At 65.0% G+C, this 19554-nt stretch carries 17 protein-coding genes; 13 read left to right on the forward strand and 4 right to left on the reverse strand.

The annotated features are described in order from the left end of the window. Positions 1 to 43: 43 nt before the first annotated feature. The 6 genes from AKJ09_RS06135 (at position 44) to AKJ09_RS06160 (ending at position 7858) form a co-directional block, all read left to right on the forward strand. Complete coding sequence (locus tag AKJ09_RS06135; RefSeq protein ID WP_146646244.1) at positions 44 to 1222, forward strand: hypothetical protein; 1179 nt, start codon at positions 44 to 46, stop codon at positions 1220 to 1222. Beyond that, positions 1219 to 2466 carry a beta propeller repeat protein gene (locus AKJ09_RS06140; RefSeq protein WP_146646245.1) on the forward strand — a complete coding sequence of 416 codons (1248 nt, stop codon included), beginning with the start codon at positions 1219 to 1221 and terminating at the stop codon, positions 2464 to 2466. The genes AKJ09_RS06135 and AKJ09_RS06140 overlap by 4 nt, the downstream gene beginning before the upstream one ends. Then, complete coding sequence (locus AKJ09_RS06145) at positions 2463 to 3692, forward strand: hypothetical protein (protein ID WP_146646246.1); 1230 nt, start codon at positions 2463 to 2465, stop codon at positions 3690 to 3692. The genes AKJ09_RS06140 and AKJ09_RS06145 overlap by 4 nt, the downstream gene beginning before the upstream one ends. Before the next feature lie 78 nt (positions 3693 to 3770). Beyond that, positions 3771 to 5150 carry an RCC1 domain-containing protein gene (locus AKJ09_RS06150; protein WP_146646247.1) on the forward strand — a complete coding sequence of 460 codons (1380 nt, stop codon included), beginning with the start codon at positions 3771 to 3773 and terminating at the stop codon, positions 5148 to 5150. Next, positions 5147 to 6943: an IgGFc-binding protein gene (locus AKJ09_RS06155; protein WP_146646248.1), complete on the forward strand. Its 1797-nt coding sequence runs from the start codon at positions 5147 to 5149 to the stop codon at positions 6941 to 6943. The genes AKJ09_RS06150 and AKJ09_RS06155 overlap by 4 nt, the downstream gene beginning before the upstream one ends. Before the next feature lie 261 nt (positions 6944 to 7204). Beyond that, positions 7205 to 7858: a hypothetical protein gene (locus tag AKJ09_RS06160; RefSeq protein WP_146646249.1), complete on the forward strand. Its 654-nt coding sequence runs from the start codon at positions 7205 to 7207 to the stop codon at positions 7856 to 7858. Positions 7859 to 7861: 3 nt separating this feature from the next. On the opposite strand, the gene AKJ09_RS06165 is transcribed toward AKJ09_RS06160, so the two are convergent. Next, positions 7862 to 8776: a LysR family transcriptional regulator gene (locus tag AKJ09_RS06165; protein ID WP_146646250.1), complete on the reverse strand. Its 915-nt coding sequence runs from the start codon at positions 8774 to 8776 to the stop codon at positions 7862 to 7864. Positions 8777 to 8852: 76 nt separating this feature from the next. On the opposite strand from AKJ09_RS06165, the gene AKJ09_RS06170 reads away from it, so the two are divergent. From AKJ09_RS06170 to AKJ09_RS06180, 3 genes are all read left to right on the forward strand, one after another. Beyond that, positions 8853 to 9656 (forward strand): type 1 glutamine amidotransferase domain-containing protein, encoded by an 804-nt coding sequence (locus AKJ09_RS06170; protein WP_240488405.1) that lies wholly within the window; start codon positions 8853 to 8855, stop codon positions 9654 to 9656. 50 nt (positions 9657 to 9706) lie between these two features. Continuing rightward, entirely contained in the window at positions 9707 to 10495 is a 789-nt protein-coding gene (locus AKJ09_RS06175) for an SDR family NAD(P)-dependent oxidoreductase (RefSeq protein ID WP_146646251.1), read from the forward strand. A 109-nt stretch (positions 10496 to 10604) separates the two neighbouring features. Then, entirely contained in the window at positions 10605 to 12374 is a 1770-nt protein-coding gene (locus AKJ09_RS06180) for a hypothetical protein (RefSeq protein WP_146646252.1), read from the forward strand. Between the two features lie 21 nt (positions 12375 to 12395). On the opposite strand, the gene AKJ09_RS06185 is transcribed toward AKJ09_RS06180, so the two are convergent. Next, positions 12396 to 12878 (reverse strand): DUF6184 family natural product biosynthesis lipoprotein, encoded by a 483-nt coding sequence (locus AKJ09_RS06185; protein ID WP_146646253.1) that lies wholly within the window; start codon positions 12876 to 12878, stop codon positions 12396 to 12398. A gap of 124 nt (positions 12879 to 13002) precedes the next feature. Between AKJ09_RS06185 and AKJ09_RS06190 the strand changes: the two genes are divergently transcribed. From AKJ09_RS06190 to AKJ09_RS06200, 3 genes are all read left to right on the forward strand, one after another. After that, positions 13003 to 13617 carry a pentapeptide repeat-containing protein gene (locus AKJ09_RS06190; protein ID WP_146646254.1) on the forward strand — a complete coding sequence of 205 codons (615 nt, stop codon included), beginning with the start codon at positions 13003 to 13005 and terminating at the stop codon, positions 13615 to 13617. A 113-nt stretch (positions 13618 to 13730) separates the two neighbouring features. Beyond that, positions 13731 to 15002, forward strand: coding sequence for a serine/threonine-protein kinase (locus tag AKJ09_RS06195; protein ID WP_146646255.1), 1272 nt, complete (start codon positions 13731 to 13733; stop codon positions 15000 to 15002). A 21-nt stretch (positions 15003 to 15023) separates the two neighbouring features. Continuing rightward, complete coding sequence (locus tag AKJ09_RS06200) at positions 15024 to 16007, forward strand: outer membrane protein assembly factor BamD (RefSeq protein WP_146646256.1); 984 nt, start codon at positions 15024 to 15026, stop codon at positions 16005 to 16007. A 13-nt stretch (positions 16008 to 16020) separates the two neighbouring features. Here the strand turns inward: AKJ09_RS06200 and AKJ09_RS06205 are convergent, their stop codons facing one another. Both AKJ09_RS06205 and AKJ09_RS06210 read right to left on the reverse strand, forming a co-directional pair. Then, positions 16021 to 17184, reverse strand: coding sequence for a hypothetical protein (locus AKJ09_RS06205; protein WP_146646257.1), 1164 nt, complete (start codon positions 17182 to 17184; stop codon positions 16021 to 16023). Positions 17185 to 17255: 71 nt separating this feature from the next. After that, positions 17256 to 18182, reverse strand: a complete 927-nt coding sequence (locus AKJ09_RS06210) for a LysR family transcriptional regulator (RefSeq protein ID WP_146646258.1) — start codon at positions 18180 to 18182, stop codon at positions 17256 to 17258. Between the two features lie 73 nt (positions 18183 to 18255). Here AKJ09_RS06210 and AKJ09_RS06215 point away from each other — a divergent pair, with 73 nt between their 5' ends. After that, entirely contained in the window at positions 18256 to 19521 is a 1266-nt protein-coding gene (locus AKJ09_RS06215; protein WP_205633618.1) for an MFS transporter, read from the forward strand. Positions 19522 to 19554: the final 33 nt, after the last annotated feature.

Raw genomic sequence — 19554 nt, forward strand, 5'->3', positions numbered from 1 at the left:
CTGACATGAATCACGGGCACGCCGGCCGCGTGGAGTTCGAATCATGAGCATTCGCACATTCGTCGCGAGTACGTCGTTCGCGGCTATCGTGCTCGCCGTGGGGTGTGCCACCACGACCGAGCAGTACCTCGGTGCGGAGGATGCCGGGGCTCCACCGACCTTCATTGCTGACGGCGGCAGTGATGCCCCCGATTCCACGTTCGCACTCACGGCTTACTGCCCTTCGAGTGCGTGTCCTGCGGATCGGACGACGTGCCCGAGCTCGCGCTTTCTGTGCGACATCGATCTCAAATCCGACCCGAACAACTGCGGTTCGTGCGGATTCGTCTGTCCGAAAGACGCTGTCGGAGCGATGTTCGCGTGCGTCAACGGCAAGTGCGAAATGACCTGCGACTCCGTCACCCCCACGTTCGATTGCAACGGCATCGTCGACGACGGTTGCGAAGTCACGCCGACGACGAACGAGAACTGTGGCGCGTGTGGAGTGAAGTGCACCGATCCTGCGAATCCGTGTGTCAGGACGAGCTCCGGCGTGTACGCCTGTGGATGCGGAGGCTCGGATATCGCCTGCGACTTCGGTGGCTTCCTCGTCTGCATCGACCCGAGGAAGGACAACCAGCATTGCGGAGCCTGTGCGCTCGAGTGCGATCCGACGAACGGCGGCGCGCCTGCGTATCCAAATTACTATTACGGGTGCATGGACCGCGAATGCGGTCACCTCAAATGCACCGACGGTTTTGGCAACTGCAACGGACTCCAACAGGACGGCTGCGAGACCGACCTCACGGCCGACGACAACTGCGGAGCGTGCGGGAACGTTTGCCCCGCAGGCCAGGGCTGCCATCGAGGCATCACGGGCGAATACTCCTGCATGTGTCCGCAGGGGCAGACGTATTGCTCGATCTTGAACATCTTCGGATTCTGCGTCGACATCGCCACGGACCCCGCACACTGCGGCAGTTGCGGAGTGACCTGCGCGGGTGACGATTCGCAGAGATTCATCTATCCCGTCTGCCGGTACGGCAGCTGCGAAACCGCCTGCCAGATGGGGCACGCAGACTGCAACGGCGATCTCGGCGATGGCTGCGAGATCAATACCGACTTCGATCCACGCAATTGCGGAGAGTGCGGCCACGCGTGCGATGCCGTCGCGGGCCAGGCCTGCGTCGCCGGCCGATGTGTCGTCGAACCGTGCGACGTCGACGCGGGAGAAACGCGATGAATCGTCGAATTCTTCTGATGACGGCAATCGCGACGAGCACGGGCGCGGTGCTCTCGATCGTGGCCTGCGCCTCGGACGATCCGAATGCGACGGCGAACCGAGACGGCGACACCATCATCGGGTCCGACGCGAACGTCACGGACGGCGACGCGGATACCGACAGCAGCGACCCCGACGCTGGACCGTGTACCGACTGCGAATGGTTTCCCGATGTCTGCACGCCGGAACTCCCGTGCAGCACGGGCCCCTTCGAGACATCGACCATCGGCGGCGCGTTCGATGGGCGGACGCGCATTCACTCGATCCGCGGACGCTCGGCGACGGACGTTTGGGCCGTTGGAGCCCTCGGGGCCGTCGCGCATTTCGATGGTACGGCGTGGACGCGCCAAGACATCGGTGACCGCGACACAACCGTGGCGCTCTGGTTGCGAGACGCCTCCGAGATCCTGCTCTCGAGTCTGAAGCGCGTCCACACGAGAGGCTCCGAGTTGCCGGTCCCCGACGGTGGCACGACGGACTGGATGAGCATCGACTTCTGGACACTCCCCGATGCCCTAGCGGGCGCGTACTATCCAATTCAGCTCACGTCGGCGTGGGCGGCCAAGGGCGCAACCTGGCTTTGGTGCACGAGCCTCGACGGCTCACCGAATGACACCGCCGACACTCCTCCTCCTGGCCTCTGGCGCATGCGTCTCTCGTCGGATGTGCTCGGCGGCATCGAAGTCGCCGAGGGCCTCGCCTCGCACACGTGCGAGAAGATCCCGTGTCGACGAATGCTCGCCATACACGGTCTCGATGCCAACGAGTTTTGGGCGATCGGAGGCGCCGGGGCCACCATCCGCGTCACCGATGCGGACAGCGACGCCCCCCACGCAGTTGCGTTCAATAGCCAGACGCAGAACGAGCTCCACGGAGTCTGGACGGCCTCGGCGACGGACGCCTGGTCCGTCGGAACGGCCGGCACGATTCGTCACTACACCGGCGATCCCGTCCACTGGGACATCGTCGCCGACGTTCCGGTCACGTCGACCCTCAACGCGGTATGGGGGACGTCGTCGAACGACGTCTGGGCGGTCGGCGACAACGCCGTCGTCCTCCACTACGACGGCACGCGCTGGTCTCGCGTTCCGGTTGCCGGGCTCGGTGTGCGCCGACCGACACTGACCACCGTATGGGCATCTTCGCCCGGGCACGTATGGATCGGGGGCGACGGCTTCGTCCTCTCGCTCGGAGGAAAGCCATGAGGACGCCGATTCTCTTCGCAGTCGTCGTCGCGAGTCTTGCCCTCTTGACCACGGCGTCGTGCAGCTCGACGGAGGAGGAGAGCCCGAAGCCCAGCCCCCCTGACAGCGGCGACACGGTTCTCGGTGATGCCGGAGGCGAAGCATCATCAAGAGATGCAAGTACGGATTCGCAGCCAGGCGTCCCTGCCTGCAGCGTCGACGGTTGGTGCGTCACGCCACTCCCCGATTCCGACCTGAGCGTGAAGGACGTGTGGCCTCTCGAAGGTCGCGCATTCGCAGTCGCGATGAGTCCGACGGTCGGCGTCAAAGTGATGGAGTGGACGGCCTCCACGGCGGCGTGGAGCTACATCGACGACGGCACGCAGAACGATTCCGGGCTCGGCGCCTACGTGGGTTCGCTCTGGGCACCGAACGAGAACGAGCTCTATTACACGGTTTCGCCGGGATTCGTTTACCACGGCACACGAGGCGCGGACGCGACCTGGACGTGGACACGTCACCAGCTCCCGAACAACGCACCGAATACCGATACGCAGAACGCGCTCTACGACACCGGGAACCCCCCTTATTGGTCACTGCAGCTGCTCGATTTTGGGTTTCGCGGATATCCGACGCTCGGCGTTCTGGGCACCGGCAGCGGTGACGTCTATGCCTGGTTCTCGAACACGATCTTTCATTGGAAAGACGACGGCAGTGGCACTCCGGCGTGGGTTGCAGAGTACAGCCTCGACGATGCCACGGTGCCTGCCGAGCACATGTTCTTCGTCGGCGCAGGGGTGTCGTCCTCTGGGGAAGTGTGGTTCACGGGTGCGCGCAGCAACTGGCTGACGTCCTGTGCCATCGTGGTTCGGAAGACCGCATCGGGCTATGCGCGCATCGCCGACGGAACGATCGATGCTCCCGACCTCTTTTCTGAAGGCGTGTGTGCCAAACGGACGGGCATGCTTCCGATCCTCGGGTGGATGACCGACATCTACGCAACAGTATCGGGGCGTATCTTCGGGTTCGCCCCGAGCAGGGGCTCGTCGAGCTTCTTCCGGGTGCGACGGACGCGGACTGGTCGTTCCGGGCGTCGAAGCCCCAGCTCGTGGGCCTCAAGAACGCCTATTTCTCGATGTGGTCGTCGTCCGACACCGAGTTCTGGCTCACTGGCACCGGCATCGTCCTTCGAGGGGCGAACGTCCTGGAGAGCGACGACAACTGGCAAATTTCGTCGATCGGCATGAATGGGGCGCCGATTCAAAAGTTGTTTTACCGGGTCCGCGGAACCTCGACATCGAACATCTGGGCGGTCGGAGATGGCCATGCGCTCCACAAGATTGCGACTCATTGATCGGCGCGCCGCGGGCGCCATCCTCGTCGGCGGGCTCTGGGGAGCAGGTGCGTTCGCCGCGGCATGCGCGAACGACGACCCCGTCCGCTTCGAGGACACGGACGCGGGCGCTGGCCGCGACGCTGCCCCGCGCGGGGACATCGTCGACGCGAACGCCGACGTGCCGGTGATCACCACCGATGCTGGCGCTTTCGACGCTGCCGTTCGAGAGGTCAACTGCGAGTCCGCCGGCTGTGCGGTCGCACTCACCCCGGTGTTGGCCCGCTCGCAATTCAATTTCACGGAGCCCAATGGCCAAGCCTTCTGCGTGCTGCTCCATGACGGCACGGTCGCGTGCTGGGGCGCGAACGTCGAAGGTCAGCTCGGAAGGGGCATCGACGCCGGTTCGGCGGCGAGCGCCACGCCCGAGCGCATCGCCGGTTTGTCGAACGTCGTTTCGTTGAACGGGCCTTGCGCCGTGGAGTCCGACGGCTCTGCGTGGTGCTGGGGCACCGGCCCTTATCTGCAGAGCGACGCGGCCGCCGTGACGACCGAGTTTGCTCCCGTGAAGCTTCCCATTCCACCGGCCACGCTCGTCGCGACGAGCGGGGATGACGGCTGCGCCATCGTCGACGGAAAAACCCAATGTTGGGGTCGCAATACCTTCGTTCAAATCCCCACCCCGTCGGGTGACTACCATCCCGAAGGGCTTCCACCGACCGAGATGCCGGTTCCAACCGGCGCGGCCGCCCAAGATCTCCTGGTCGCGAAAGCGAGCTTCATTCGACGTGCCGATGGGACCGTTCTGAGCTGGGGATTCAATCCACCTCTCGGGCGGGTAACGTCGCTCTCGCCCGATCCCAATCCGGACCCGATCGCGCTCAAAGACGTCACTGCCATCTCGGTCGCGCGCGTCAATGCGTGTGCCGTCGCCAACGGCGTTCCCTACTGCTGGGGCACGATTCCTCCTCTCCCCGGCAACGTGCCCGACGAGAGGAATCTCGATCACGCTCTCCCCGAGGCCGTCTTCACGCCCGAACGCGTCGTACAGATTTCGACCACCGACGATTTCGTGAACATCGATGTGCCGCTGCCTCGTCGTTGGTGTGCCGTGGGTGGCTCCGGCGCCGTCTATTGCTGGGGAAACAACGCGAACGGTCAGGCCGGAGACGGCACGAAGGACTATGTGAACAGCGCCGTGAAGGTACCGCTCCCCGTCCCTGCCGTGCATGTCGAGACCACGGCCGACACCACGTGTGCCCTTCTCGTGAATGGCAAAGTCTACTGCTGGGGCGGTGACTTCTACGGTCAGCTCGGACACGGAAAACTAAAGCAACAGAGTCTCGTTCCGGTGGAGGTGCTTTTGCCATGAGGCGCATTGCTTTCATGGGGATCGTCGGCGCCGCCATCGCCGCATCGGTCGTCATTGCGTGTGGGCACAAGAGCGGGTTCGAACCATCCGACAATGGAAGCTTCACACTCGACGCGTCGGTGACGCCGGACACGCCGGTCTGCGGGCGCCAGTGCTCGATCGACGGACGATCGGTCATCGACGGATGCACCGGCGAGACCGTGGAAACATGCTCGGACGATCAAGCGTGCGGCGCGGCCGTCTGCCAGGAGCCCTGCGCCGCGGCCGCCGCTGAACAGAGCTCGAACGGGTGCGAGTTCTATCTGCAGGAGCCGCTCTATTCGAAGTCGTTCGGACAGTCGTGTTACGCAGCGTTCATCGTCAATACGTCGAATCGCCCGGTCGACTTCACGCTTGAGCGGGACGGGACCGTTCTCGACATCTCCAAGGCCGTCGTCTCGACGAAGCCGGGGGACTCGACGCTGATTCCTCACGAAGGTCCCATCGCGCCCGGCGAGAGCGTCATCGTCTTCGTCTCGGATCGAGGGGCCAATGGGCCGGTCGTGAAGGTCCTTGGCGCGACTCCGATTGCATGCCCGACCGGCATCGTGGCGGCGTCCTATGCGTATCCCGGTCCCGACGGCACCGGCGTAGGCCCCTCATTTCACCTGAAGTCGAGCCTGCCGGTGGCGCTGGCGTCGATCTACCCGTACGGCGGAGCACTCAGTTTTCTGCCCTCGGCGACGCTACACCTCCCGGTCACCTCTTGGGCGAAGGAGAACATCCTCATCAACGGCTGGGAGGGATACTACAATTCCGGTTATCACCCCTGGCCCGGCGCGCAGATCGTCGCCTCCGACGATACCGACCTCACCATCGTTCCGACACGCGACGTGCAGGACGGCGAAGGCATCGTGGGAACGCCGGCGCACGTGCCAGCGACCTACCATCTCGCCAAAGGCCAGTATCTTCAGATCGCCCAGGAAGCCGAGCTCTCCGGCACGCTCCTCTACGCAACGAAACCCGTCGGCGTGTTCGGCGGGCACACCGCTCCCTGGGTGCCGACGTCGAGCTGCTGCGCCGACATCCTGAATCAGCAAATTCCAGCCTTCGAGCAATGGGGAAATGAATACGTCGGTGTCGGCTATCGACCGCGACTCGGCAACGAGGCCGAGCTCATGCCCTATCGCATCGTAGCTGCCCGCGATGGAACGAAGCTCGACTACGATCCGACGATTCCCGCAGGCGCTCCTACGACGCTATCGGCGGGCGAGGTCGCGACCTTCGTGGCCCCCACGGGTGCCCCGTTCGTGGTCCGCACCCAAGACGCGGATCATCCGATTTACGTGGCCGCGTACATGTCCAGCGGGAACGGCGGTGGCCTCGTCGGCGCACAGAGCTTCGGAGGTCGCGGCGACCCAGAGTTCGTCAACGTGATTCCGGCTGGCCAGTATCTCAACTCCTATAGCTTCTTCGCGGATCCAACCTACGACGAGACGTCTCTCGTCGTCGTCCGCCAGAAGACCAACGGGAAGTTCGAGGACGTATGGCTCGAGTGCGCCGACAATCTCACGGGGTTCAAACCCGTCGGGACGCGCGGCGAATTCGAATGGATGCGCGTCGATCTCACCCGTAATCACGGGCCCGGCCAGGCCTTCGATCACAGCCAGTGCACGAGCGGCCTCCAGCGCATGCACAGCGCCGGCCCCTTCACTGCCACGATCTGGGGCTGGGCGAGCTATGCCAGTTATGCCTATCCGGGCGGAATGGCGCAACGCAAGCTCGTGCCGAATGCACTCCCGCCGGTGCATTGATCCGTAGACGGCGGCGCCGAGCGTCACTGCACCACCGTAGAGCGCCGCCGACCGCGTCATGACGCCCGATCCTGCGTCGTGATGGCAGCGCTCTCGGCCTGCGCCGTGTCTGTGGTAGGTCCAGCCTGCGCGAAACGATTTCGATGGGCGCCGCGGAACCTCGATTTCACGAGGATGCGCGGGCAACGTGTGATCGGGTCCTGGTCGTTCGGAGCATTGGTCGACGAACGAAAGGATCGCCATGACGCACGGAGCTGCTCGATGACCACTGCGCACACGACGCTTTCGGAGCCGATCAAGACACCGGCCTGCATCGTCACGGCGCCCAGCGTGAGCTTCAGCACGCTTGCCAAGGTGATGGGACCGCTCGCCCCCGAGGCGCTCGCCAGACTGCTTCGCGCGCACAAATATCCAACCGGCGGCGCCATGCGCAGCTACGAGAACGCACGCAAGCAGGCGATCGACTTCTTGGTCGACGGCACGCCACTCGATCCGAACGGCGCGCTGCGCCCCCACGAGCGCGAAGTGGTCGAGGCCATGGCGCGTGTGAATCCGAAAGTACCCGAATGGGTGCGCGCCGTGCGGCCGAACCCACGCGCCGACGTCTGGCAGATCCATGGCGTGGCCGTCTCGATGAACGCCGACGTAGAACTCGAAGGCTACATCGCTTGCGGAGCGGCAAAGTTCTGCTTCACGAAGGAGCCCCTTGCCCGCGGTGTCGGAAGCACGATGGCGGCGCTGCTCTGGTACTACAACGCCTGCGTGCTTCGTCTCCCGCTCGTGCGCCCCGGCCACTGCGTGATCTACGAACCCCGCCTCCCGTGGGTTCACCTGCCCTCGCACAAACCCGAAAGGCAGCTCGAAAAACTAGAGCTCGCCTGCTCCATCGTCTCGGCCATTTGGCCGACGATCTGAGGCTCAGGAGCGAGCTTCGCGGGCGCGGTCGACGATGTCATCGATGAGCACGCGTGCGGCGCGGGATGGGACGACACTGCGCGGGTACAGCAGCGAGAAGGGACGGCTGCCGCCGCGATAGTTCGAGAGAACTTCGACCAACGCTCCGCGGGAGACTTCGCTCTCCACGAGAAAGTCGTAGATCTGCACCAGGCCAACGCCGGCCGTCGCGAGGGTCACGACGCCCAGCACGTCGTCGGAGACGCGGTAGGTAGCGTCCGGCACGAAAGCGCGAGGTGAAGGAGAGAACGTCCACGGCAGGATGCGGCCGGTGCTCGGCATGAGGAAGCCGATGCAGGAGTGGCGCTCGAGATCTTTCGGTGTCTTCGGAGCGCCGAAGCGAGCGAGGTAGGCCGGGCTGCCGAAGACGCCCAGGGCGAAGTCGCCGAGCTTCCGTGCGACGAGCGAGGCGTCGGTGACTTTGCCCATCCGAATCGCCATGTCGTAGCCGTCGCGCACGAAGTCGATGTTGAGGTTCGAGACGTTCACGTCGACACGAATCTCGGGATAGCGCTCGCGGAAGGCCCCCAGCCACGGCATCAGCCGGTGATGGCCGAAGGTGGTCGGCACGCTGATGCGAACGTGGCCTTGTGGCGCCTTCTTTCCCAACGCGAGCTCCCGCTCGCCCGACGACAACAGCGACAAGGCCTGGCGGCAGATCGTGTAATAGCGGTGCGCGGCCTCGGTGGGCGCGCAGGCACGCGTGGTCCGGCGAAAGAGGCTCACGCCGAGCGTTCCTTCGAGTCGGCTCACACTCCGGCTCACCGCTTGGGGCGTCACCGACAGCGCGCGCGCGGCGCTGGTGAAGCTCCCCGTCTCGTACGTTCGACAGAAGGACTCGAGGTTCGGAAGGCTGCTCGACAGCGGAACGTGAGCCATTTGTAACAGCTTAGTACAAATGAACCGCCCCGCCGGCGCCTACCGCAGATGCCTCGGCCGTCCTAAACGTCTTGGCATGCACCTCGGACGACGAACCTTCGCCACGCTCGCCGCCTTCGCCACCGCGGCGCTCTTCGCCGCCTGCGCGACGCCCGCTCGAAGCCCCGCGCCCGACCACGCTCAGGAAGGATCCAAGACCATGAAGAAGCGCGTTCTGCTCGCCATGACCAGCCACGACAAGAAGGGTGACACTGGAGAGGCCACGGGCGCCTATCTCTCGGAGGTCACGCACGCGCATCACGTCTTCGTGAACGCCGGCTACGAGGTCGAATTCGCCAGCGTCCAGGGCGGGAAGGTTCCGCTGGACGGCGTCGATCGCAAAGACCCCATCAATGCCAAATTCCTCGACGCCCCTGGCCTGATGACCAAGCTCGAGACGAGCATTCCCGCCGCCAAGGTCGATCCCGCGCGCTACGACGCCATCTACTTCGCCGGCGGTCATGGCGCCATGTGGGACCTTCCTCGCGACCAGACCTTCGCATCCCTCACCGCACGCATCTACGAGGCCGGCGGCGTCGTCGCTGCGGTTTGCCATGGTCCGGCAGCTCTCGTCGACGTGAAGCTCACGAACGGCAACTACCTCGTCGCCGGCAAGAAGGTCAGCGGCTTCACCAACGAAGAAGAGCGCGCCGTGAAGCTCGACAAGGTCGTGCCCTTCCTCCTCGAAGATCGCCTCGTCGCCCGCGGCGCTCGCTTCGACGGTGCTCCGATGTGGCAGGCCAAGGTCTCGGTCGACGAGCGCCTCGTCACCGGCCAGAATCCTGCCTCCGCCACGGGAGTTGCCGAAGCCACCGTCTCGGCCATCGAACACCGCCAGTAAAGGCGCGACGGCTCGACTGTTCGTGGCATCCGCCTTGTACGGTGCGAGTCATGGACCTGCAGCTCGAAGGCAAGCTGGCGCTCGTGACCGCATCGAGCGGGGGCATCGGCAAAGAAATCGCCACCGCACTCGCGCGAGAAAAAGCCCGAGTCATCGTGAACGGGCGAAGCCCAGCCAGCGTCGAAATGGCCATTGCCGACATTCGTCGCAACGTTCCCGACGCGAAGCTCGAGTCACTCGCGACCGACAACGGCACCGCCGAAGGCACGGCGGAGACGATTCGTCGGTTTTCCGAGCTCGACATTCTGGTGAACAACCTCGGCATTTACGAGGCCGTCGCCTTCTTCGACGAGACGGACGAATCGTGGCAGCGCCTCTTCGAGGTCAACATCATGAGCGGCGTGCGGCTCGCGCGTCACTACTTGAAGAGCATGCTCGAGAAGCGGCACGGACGCATCGTCTTCATCGCGAGCGAGGCAGCCCTCAGCCCCTCGCCCGAGATGGCGCACTACAGCGCGACGAAGACGATGCAGCTGTCCCTCTCGCGCAGCCTCGCGGAGCTCACGAAAGGTACCGCCGTCACGGTGAACACCGTCATGCCGGGCTCCACTCGCACCGAGGGCGTCGCCAAGTTCGTGCAGGATCTCTTTCCGCACTTGCCGCTCGCCGAGGCAGAGCGATGCTTCATGCGCGAGAACCGGCCGACGTCGCTCATCGAGCGCCTCATCGATCCCCGTGAGATCGCGAACTTCGTTGCCTACGTCGCAAGCCCCCTCGCCTCGGCGATCAACGGCGCCGCGCTCCGCGTCGATGGCGGTCTCGTCCGAAGCGTCTTCTGAGTCACGCCAACGTGCTTTCGAGACGTTGGCGCAACTTGCGCGGAGCTAGGGTGTGATCGCGGAAAGAAAGTAGTGGCCCTCGACAGCTGATCTACGGCATCAAGCTCGAGTGAAGACCGCCGCGACGCTCGCCATCTCGTTCGCACTCGCTACCCTCGTGGCGTGCGGTTCGGACGAGGCCCACGATCAGCCCGGCGAGACGGAGGCTTTGCCGACCGACGATGGCCGCACGCCCGTTGGTGCGTGTACCGCCACGGCGAATCCCGGCACTCCGAGTTCCGCGGGCACGACGGTGCTCCCCGCCGCGTGCGGAGTGACTGCCCCGCAAGGGTGCAACCCGCTCGACGCCGCAGGCTGCGATACGGCAAAGGGCGAGACCTGCGATCTCGCGCGGGATGGGAGCTTCCGATGCTTCCCTTCGCCCAACGCCGGGAAGCTCGGCGAAGCCTGTGACGCCGTCGCCGGCCCCTTCTGCGCGACCGGTCTCACCTGCTTTCCCGACGCCACCGGAAAGGCCATCTGCGCCCGCGCCTGCTGCGCGTCGACGGAGTGTGCGGACGGTCAGACGTGCACTCCGCTGTCCGTCACGCTCGGAAACGTGGGCGCCTGCACGAGCGGCGCGCCTCCAGCCACGTTCGCCGGGTCGAGCGTCGTCGGCCATCATGCGGCCAAATTCGTGGGACGCGGCTTCCTCCTCCCCTGGACGACGTGGAACGACGCCCTCGCGCGAGAGGTGACGTGGCACGCGACGACCTGTCCGGAGGTGAAGGGTTATCCGATCTTCGCGAGCACCACGCATTTCGACGGCAACTGCCAGATGACGAAGGACGACACGATCCCCGCGACGCAGAACAGCATGGGGATTCTTTCGTATCTGTCGTATTGGCAATACGGAGGCCGCACCGACGCTCGACTCCTCGGCGTGGCCAAGTCCCTCGCCGACTACCTCGTCAAGGAGGCCGTGACGCCGAACAGTGGCGCCTATCCCGGATTCCCGCGTTCGACCGGCCACGCTCAAGCGGTTCCCCAACCCGAGGATTGCGGGACCGAGAGCGACATGCCTTACGAGATCGAGCCCGACAAGGGCGGCATGGTCGGTCATGCGCTCATGCTTCTCGCCAAGGAAACGAACGATACTTCGTATTCGGACGTCGCACTCCACATTGCCAACGTCCTCGTGGCCAACATGGTCCACGCAGACGGCGGGCGTTCGCCGTGGCCTTTCCGCGTCGACTACCGAACGGGCATCGCCCGCACAGAGCCCTTCTCCCAAGACATTTCGTCGAACATGTCGTACGTCTTGCGCCTCTTCGACGATCTGATTTCCAGCGGGCATTCCGAGTTCGCCCCAGCACGCGCGGAGCTTTGGTACTGGATCAAGGGAATCCAGATTCCCGACATCGCTTGCGGCGGAAAACTCTGGCAGCAGTTCTTCGAAGATCAGCCGTGGCCCGACAACCGTAATGCGTGGGCGCCTCTTTCACTGGCGGGCTATCTGCTCGAGAGGAGAGCCCTCCTGGACCAGGATTGGCAATCCGACGCGGAGAAGCTCCTCGACTTCGTGAATTCCATTCTGGTCGTCGAGCAGAATGGCTTCCCCGTGTGCGTCGAACAGGACTTCGACAAGCTCCCCTACGGGGGCATCATGTCGACCTATGCGGCGACGCTAGCTCTTCATGCGGCGGTCACGGGTTCGGAGACGTCGAAGCAGCGCGCGTACCAGGCGTTCAACCTGCTCGTCTACGCCATCGACAAAGACGGGTGTCCCGACGATCGCGTGCTGACCGACGGACGCGGCGGCTGGATCGAGGACACGCATCTCGACAAGGTCCACAACTTCGTCGCGGCCCTCGCACTCTTCCCCGAGTGGGCCAAGTAGAACGCCGACCGCGCCACGCGGTCAGTCGTTCGGCTTGAAGCACAACGCCGACGCTTTGCACTCGGCGTAGCGCGTGTACATGTCGATGGGGTCGAGGCAGCCCGCGCCCTGCATGGCGGCCAGGCAATCGGGGAGCTTCGCTTCGTTCACACCGAGCGGACACGTCTTCGCGTCGAGCCTGTCCATGGTCTCGGTGAACATGTTCGAACGACAAACCTGGGCATTTTCCTGTGCGTAGTGACTGCTGACCTGCCGAGTGCACGTCTCCGCTTGGGAGCAATGTGCCTCGGCGATGCGCATCGCCGCCGACTCGACCGAGGACTTCAAATCCGCACTCGTGATGGTCGCAGCCCCGACGCCTTCCTGCTGGGCGCCCGGATGGCCCCCCTGCCCGCGTCCGCACGCCGAAAGCGCGAGCGAGCCCATGCTCGCCACGACGAGCACGACCGAGCGAGCGACGTTCGACGGGGGCGTGGGAAGCGGGCGAAAACTGCGACGCTGCATGACCTTCGATCGATGCATCTCCGGTGCCTGAGCAGAGCGCGCGCCTCCTGAACGGAGACGAACCCGAACGGTCGTGGTCGATCGGCCTTGCGAACTCGAGCACTGAACATATCATCAGTGTCCCATGCCGGTCGCCAATCCGTTCGAAGGCAAGACATCGTTCGAGGAGCAAACGTTCGAGGGGCTCGCGCTCGAGCGCGAAGATCTCGGCGGCCGTGAGTTCTACGGGTGCACGTTTCGGAACTCGAAGCTCGCCGAGACGCGTTGGCTGCGCACACGACTCGAGGAATGCACCTTCGAGGGGTGTGATCTGAGCGGCGCCGACTTCACGATGCTCTCGCTCCGCGAGGTGACCTTCCTGTCGTGTCGGCTGATGGGCATCGACTTCTCGAAGGTGGGCCAGTTCCCGAACGTGTCCTTCGAGGACTGCAACCTCCGCTACGTGTCGATGGTGTCGATCCCGCTGCGGAAGACGACCTTCCGCCGATGCGCGATCAAGGAGGCAAGCTTCTTCGAGGCCGACCTCGTGGAGGCGAAGTTCGAAGAGTGTCAGTTCGCCGAGACGCGCTTCGAGTCCTGCGACCTGCGAAAGGCGAAGTTCCCGAACGCTCAGGACCTGTTTCTAGATCCTGCGCGGAACCGCCTGAAGGACACGCACGTGCCGCTCGAGACCGCGATCCTGCTCGCACGGTCCTTCGGTATGCGCGTCCTCGGGTTCAGCGACTCGCGGGACGACTGAGTCATCGCGGGCCCACATCGGGTACCGGTGATCCAGGCTCGAATCGAATTCCGAACGTGATCGTCGAGCTGGAAGAGCTACCCTGACGACGCCGTCGCGAACGGCTTTGCACCATGCCGTTCCCGACTCCTGGCCAACCGTTCGGACGATATCTCGTCGAAGTCCTCCTCGCGCGGGGCGGGATGGGCTCGGTGTTCCGTGCGCTCGATACGGAGACGGGCAAGCACGTCGCCGTCAAAGTCCTGCGTGAGGACAGGCTGGAGAGCCAGGACGAGGACGCCGCCCGATTTCTCCGCGAAGGCCGTATCGCCTCGAAGCTCGAACACCCCAACATCGTGGCCATCCACGAGGTCGGTGAGGTCGACGGCGTTCCCTTCCTGGCCATGGAGTGGGTGGATGGCCTGCCACTCTCGGAGACCATCCGCGGCGGCCTTTCACCCGAAGCGCAACATCGCTTGCTCCTCGAGATCGCCGAAGCGCTGACCTTCGCCCACGAGCACGCGATCATCCATCGCGACGTCAAACCCGCAAACGTCCTCGTCGACGCCGACGGGAAGGTCAAGCTCGTCGACTTCGGCATCGCGCGTCACGCCGAGCCGTCGCTCGATCCCGCCACGTTCGAGACGCGCGCGAACATGATCCTCGGCACGCCCTCGTACATGGCGCCCGAGCAGATGGCGAGCTCGAAGGTCACGACCGCGGCCGACCAATTCGCGTGGGGCGTGCTGGCCTACGAGGTGATGACGGGAAGTCACCCGCGGGACGTCGTTCCAGGCTTCCCTTTCCACGCGCCGAAGGCCGAGTTCTGGCGAACCGACGTTCCCGAGAAGGTCGGTAGGGTCGTGCGACGTGCAACGAGCCTCGACCCGGCGCTCCGCTTCGAGAGCATGCAGGCCCTCGTCGTCGCTTGGCGCGAGGCACTCACGGAAGACACGCTCAAGACGGTCGCCCACCGGTCCTTGTCCGAAAGGCCGCGCGACCATGCGGCGGTCCCCAAGGTTGGCCCAAGCCGTCGGCTCGGCCGCGCCGCCATGGTCGCGACGCTGGTGGCAGGGCTCGGCTTCGGCGCCTTCATCCTCCCCACAAACCGCCCGCGATCGATGCCGATCGCAGGCACTTCGTCGAGCCTCCCCTCCGCCGTGACCTCGTCTGCGACGCGGGCCGCCGATGCGAGCGACGCAACGAGTCTCACGGCGGTCGCCGATGCGAGCGCGGCCGTTCCTCGCGCGGAGTTCACCACGACACCGAGTGCCAGCGCGAGAGCCGCACGTCGAACCACCACGCGAGCGGCGGAATCCGAACGGAGCTCGGCTCCTGACAACGTCGCTCCCGCAAAGGCCGTGGTGGCGACCGACGATCCGCTGAAGGACATCGAGCGTCGCTGACCTCGAGTAAGATGCGGGGCGATGGCTCGCCTCGGTCCGCTCGTCTTTGCGCTCGCGACAGCTGTTGCTTCGCTGTCGACGGCTGCGTCGGCGCGCGCGGAGAACGAAGCGCCCGCCGAAGCGCTGTTCATCGAAGCGAAGAGGCTGGTCGCGGCAGGCGACTACGCCGCGGCGTGCCCCAAGTTCGCCGAATCGAATCGTCTCGACCGCGCGGCCGGTACGATGATTCACCTTGCCGACTGCTACGAGAAGAACCACCAGCTCGCCACGGCCTGGGCCACCTATCGCGAGGCGGCATCGGCGGCGAAGAACCTCGGCCGCCTCGACTGGCAGCGGCTCGCGCTCGCACGTGCCGAGGCCCTCGACACCAAGGTGGGTAGGCTCACCATCGAGGTCACCGAGCCGGCCGACAAGATCGAGGTCCGTCGCGACGGGGTCCTCGTGAGCTCCGCGAGCTGGGGCACACCGCTGCCGCTCGATGCAGGCAGACACACCATCGAGGCCACGGCTGCTGGGCGCCAGCCGTTCACCACCACCGTGACCACGACGGACGACGGCGTCGTCTCGCGCGTGACGATACCGAAGCTCGCCGTGGCGCCGGCTGAAGCCGACACGCGCGAAGTCCCGGCGGAGAAGGCTTCGATTGCTTCATCGCAGGCAAGCCAGTCGAACCAGAAAACGTGGGGCTACGTCGTCGGCGGCGTAGGCCTCGTCGGGCTCGCGGTGGGAACCGTGGCAGGGCTCGTGGCCATCGAGAAGAACGCCGATGCCACGCGCGTGTGCCCGAACGATGGCGTGTGTCCGAGCGAAGCCGCCATTCACGACAGCGATACGGCCAAGACGTTTGGGACCATCTCGACGATTGCCTTGGTGGCCGGCGGAGCGGCCGTCGTCACGGGACTCGTGCTCGTGTTGACGAGTCCCTCGTCTCCAAAACACGAGGCGAAGCTCGCACCATCGATCGGGCCGAACACGGCCGCGCTCTCGCTCTCCGGCGTCTTCTGATGCGCGCCGCGGATCACGGCTTGGCGAGCTTCATCACCGCGCCGTGCTCGTTGCCGAAATCGAAATTCACCCAGTAGATCGCCTTGTCGTCGACGGCGACCGTGAGCGGCGCAGACTGGTGATCGACGAGCGTGATACCGCTCGTGCAGGACGCAATCGGACACATCATGAGTGCGCCGTCAGGAGATGCCGACCCACTGAACCCATTCGCCCAGTAGACGTTCGTGCCGTCGAGGGAGATGCCGGTGGGGCGGTGCTGCTGGGAGGCAAAGATGATGATCGGCGCATCGATCGCCGTCTTCGAGGCCACGTTGATCGTTCCCGGATCACCGCTGTCCGAGAAGTAGACGTTCGAATCGTCGACGGCGGCGCCCCAGAGCTCTCCGAGTCCGCTGGAAACGACGTCGACCTTGCCGCCGGTTTTCGCGACGCGCCGCAGCTTGCCTGCGCCGCCGGACGACGTCTGCGAGGTGACGTAGATGTGCGTGGCGTCGGCGGCGAGCCGGAACAAATCCGGCTCCGGCCCCACGAGCACGGTGCCGCCCGTCCCATTCGTGGTGCCTTTGTCGATCGAGCGCACGTAGTACATCTGCGACGCGCCGTCGGAGTCGATCCAATACACGTTGTGGTCGTCGACGAGGACGTCGTCGAACGGGCCCGTGGATGTCACGAGCGTGGGGGTGTTCGCGCATCCACCGATGGCGCACCGCACGATGGCGGAGCTCACGCCTCCCCAGTAAACGTACTTGTCGTCGACAGCGATCCCGTAGGGGATTCGGTTGAGGGGGCCTCCCTTCGCGAGCTCGACGTAATTCGCTCCGTTCTTGTCGATCTTCGCGACGAGCGCATGCGTCGCATCACTCCAGTACACGTGGTCGGCGTCGAGGGCGATCGATCGAGGCGCGCCTCCGGCGTGAAGGACGATCGGCTGGCACTTTCCTAAGGCGCAATCGCCGCCGAGACAATCGTGACCACACCGACCACAGTTCAAGCGGTCCGATTCGACATCACCGCACGGTCCGGAGACGCCGCCCTCTTCTCCCGCCGCCCCGTCCCGCTCCACGCCGGGCGTCTCGTTCGTGCCGGTCGCGTCGGGCAGAGCATGAACGTAGCTCTTGGTTCCGATGACGGCGTTGCACGCCCCCACGCCGACCACGAAGGATCCCAGCATCAACATCGAAATGACAGAACGAACCCCGAACTTCATGCTCCGGGCCCAGCTTACAGCAGGCCGCCCCGACGCGGGCGTCAGGAGAAGCTGGCGGAACCGATGCGACCGACGAGAGGCGTACCTTCGTCGAAGCTCCGAATCACGAAGTCGGCGAAGACGCGCACCTTCGGGGAGAGCTGCCGGTTGGACGGCCAGACGACGGAGAGGCTTCCCCGCGGCTCGACGAACTCCGTGAGCACCGCGCGCAGCGGTACGGTCTTCGTGAGCTCTCGCGCCACGTAAACGGGAAGACAGGCCACGCCGAGGTGATTCGCGACGCCGAGTCGAATGCCGTCCGAGTTGTCGAACGCGATCGTGGTCGGGAGGCGAAGGTCCCCCAACTCGCGACGAAACGCCCAGGGCTGGAGTCGACCCGTCGATGGGAAGCGGAAGTGCAGGCACTCGTGCGCGCTCAGATCACGAGGGTGAAGCGGCGAACCGTGGCGCTCGAAATACTCGCGCGTGGCGCAAACGACGAAGTGCTGTTCGACGAGACGACGCGCGACGAGGCGGCTGTCGTCGAGCTCGCCCGTTCGAATGGCGAGGTCCACGTCGTCACCGACGATGTCGACCAGCGCATCGTCGAGGCGCAAGTCGAGCTCCACTTCCGGATACGCAGCAACGAACTCCCCGAGGCGTGGCAAGAGGAGGGTGGTTCCGACGAGATGAGGCACGCTCACGCGCAAGCGACCACGAGGCACCTCACGAGCATCGTGGAGCGCAGCCTCGGCATCGCGCACGTCGTCGAGGATGCGCCGGCACCGCTCGTAAAAGCTCTGACCTTCTTCGGTGAGACCGAACTGGCGCGACGAGCGTTGCAGGAGTCGAACACCGAGGTCGTCTTCGAGACGCGAAATGCTCTTCGCCACCGCCGACGACGAGATCCCGAGCAATCGTCCCGCTGCAACGTAGCTCCGCTGTTCGACCGCGTGCACGAAGGCAGCCATGCCGGCCAGGCTCTTCATGGTCCTCCGGACAAGTTGTCCGCATTTGGATGTCCGAAGGTCCTCGTGCGCTTCGCCGGCCGAGCAAGTAAACGTGCGTCGTCGTTCGGTTCCCATCTCCGGAGACGCACCGATGTCCGAGCTCATCCCTAAGTCGCCAAGACTCACCGACGTTCCGCGACTCGCGACTCGCGCCGACACCACCGAGACGGACATGACGCGCCTCGTGCCCGTCGCCATCGTCGTCTTCCTCGGCCTGATGGCCCTCGGGCTGCCGCTCGCAGTGATTCCCCTGCAAGTCCATCGTGTGCTCGGCTTCGACACGACGATCGTGGGCTGGGTGATGGCTGTCGAGTCGGCGGTGACGCTCCTCACGCGACGCTTCGCCGGTCGTTACTCGGATCGCCACGGACCGAAACGCGCCATGACGCTCGGCCTCGCTGGTGCGGCGGCGTCAGGTGTCCTCTATCTCGCGGCGGAGATCCCCAAGGCAGGGTACGGAAGCCTTCTCTTCATCGTGCTCGGGCGCGTGTTCATGGGATACGGCGAGAGTCTGATCTTCACGAGCGGCGGAGCATGGCCGATTGGCTTGCTCGGAATGGACAAAGTCGGAAAAGCCCTTTCTTGGATCGGAATCGCGATGTTCGGCGGGATTGCTGCCGGAACGGCGCTCGGAACGTTGCTCTACGAGCACATCGGATTTGGCGCCGCAGGCGGAGCGACCATCGCGGCCCCCGCCCTCGCCTACGCCGTCGCCCGACGCTTGCCGGCGGTTCGTGTCGAAGGCGGCGAGCCGGCTCCATTCCGCCGGATCGTGGCCATTCTTTGGCGCGCGGGCGCTGGATTCTTTCTCGCGGGAATTGGCTATGCCGGCGTCTCGTCGTTTCTCGTCTTGGCATTCGCCGCACGCGGTTGGGGAGGCGGCGGATATGCCCTCGCCACGTTCGGTGGCTCGTTCGTACTTGCTCGCATCGTTCTCGGCCGCTGGACGGACGATGTTCGCACTTCGAACTTTCTCGTGGGCACGCTGCTGACGGAAGTCGTCGGACTCGGTCTCCTGTCGTTCGCGCACACGCCATGGCTCGGTTTCGCGGGCGCCGCGATAGCGGGTTTCGGAGCGTCGATGGTCTATCCACTCTTCGCCTTGCCGGCGATGCGCAACGTTCCGCCGGCGAGCGTCGGCACGGCCATCGGTACGTACGATGCCTGCTTCGACCTGTCGCTCATGATCGCCGCTCCGGCCTTCGGCTGGCTCGCCGAACTGGTGCCGGTCCAGTCGGTCTTCGGATGTGCGGCGATCGCCGTGCTGGCCTCGACGTTCTTCGCCGTCTCGGCCTACCGCAACGGATATCGGACGTGAGCCGCGAGGTTCACGAGGCGCGCGCTTCGAGCT

This window comes from Labilithrix luteola (assembly GCF_001263205.1).
In the GTDB taxonomy this organism is placed as follows: Bacteria; Myxococcota_A; Polyangia; order Polyangiales; family Polyangiaceae; genus Labilithrix; species Labilithrix luteola.

What these genes read in the sequence shown, in the direction of transcription:
- AKJ09_RS06135 (WP_146646244.1), top strand. Translation starts at nt 44, where the DNA reads ATGAGCATTCGCACATTCGTCGCGAGTACGTCGTTCGCGGCTATCGTG.
- AKJ09_RS06140 (WP_146646245.1), top strand. Translation starts at nt 1,219, where the DNA reads ATGAATCGTCGAATTCTTCTGATGACGGCAATCGCGACGAGCACGGGC.
- AKJ09_RS06145 (WP_146646246.1), top strand. Translation starts at nt 2,463, where the DNA reads ATGAGGACGCCGATTCTCTTCGCAGTCGTCGTCGCGAGTCTTGCCCTC.
- AKJ09_RS06150 (WP_146646247.1), top strand. Translation starts at nt 3,771, where the DNA reads ATGCGCTCCACAAGATTGCGACTCATTGATCGGCGCGCCGCGGGCGCC.
- AKJ09_RS06155 (WP_146646248.1), top strand. Translation starts at nt 5,147, where the DNA reads ATGAGGCGCATTGCTTTCATGGGGATCGTCGGCGCCGCCATCGCCGCA.
- AKJ09_RS06160 (WP_146646249.1), top strand. Translation starts at nt 7,205, where the DNA reads ATGACCACTGCGCACACGACGCTTTCGGAGCCGATCAAGACACCGGCC.
- AKJ09_RS06165 (WP_146646250.1), bottom strand. Translation starts at nt 8,776, where the DNA reads ATGGCTCACGTTCCGCTGTCGAGCAGCCTTCCGAACCTCGAGTCCTTC.
- AKJ09_RS06170 (WP_240488405.1), top strand. Translation starts at nt 8,853, where the DNA reads ATGCACCTCGGACGACGAACCTTCGCCACGCTCGCCGCCTTCGCCACC.
- AKJ09_RS06175 (WP_146646251.1), top strand. Translation starts at nt 9,707, where the DNA reads ATGGACCTGCAGCTCGAAGGCAAGCTGGCGCTCGTGACCGCATCGAGC.
- AKJ09_RS06185 (WP_146646253.1), bottom strand. Translation starts at nt 12,878, where the DNA reads ATGCAGCGTCGCAGTTTTCGCCCGCTTCCCACGCCCCCGTCGAACGTC.
- AKJ09_RS06190 (WP_146646254.1), top strand. Translation starts at nt 13,003, where the DNA reads ATGCCGGTCGCCAATCCGTTCGAAGGCAAGACATCGTTCGAGGAGCAA.
- AKJ09_RS06195 (WP_146646255.1), top strand. Translation starts at nt 13,731, where the DNA reads ATGCCGTTCCCGACTCCTGGCCAACCGTTCGGACGATATCTCGTCGAA.
- AKJ09_RS06200 (WP_146646256.1), top strand. Translation starts at nt 15,024, where the DNA reads ATGGCTCGCCTCGGTCCGCTCGTCTTTGCGCTCGCGACAGCTGTTGCT.
- AKJ09_RS06205 (WP_146646257.1), bottom strand. Translation starts at nt 17,184, where the DNA reads ATGTTGATGCTGGGATCCTTCGTGGTCGGCGTGGGGGCGTGCAACGCC.
- AKJ09_RS06210 (WP_146646258.1), bottom strand. Translation starts at nt 18,182, where the DNA reads ATGAAGAGCCTGGCCGGCATGGCTGCCTTCGTGCACGCGGTCGAACAG.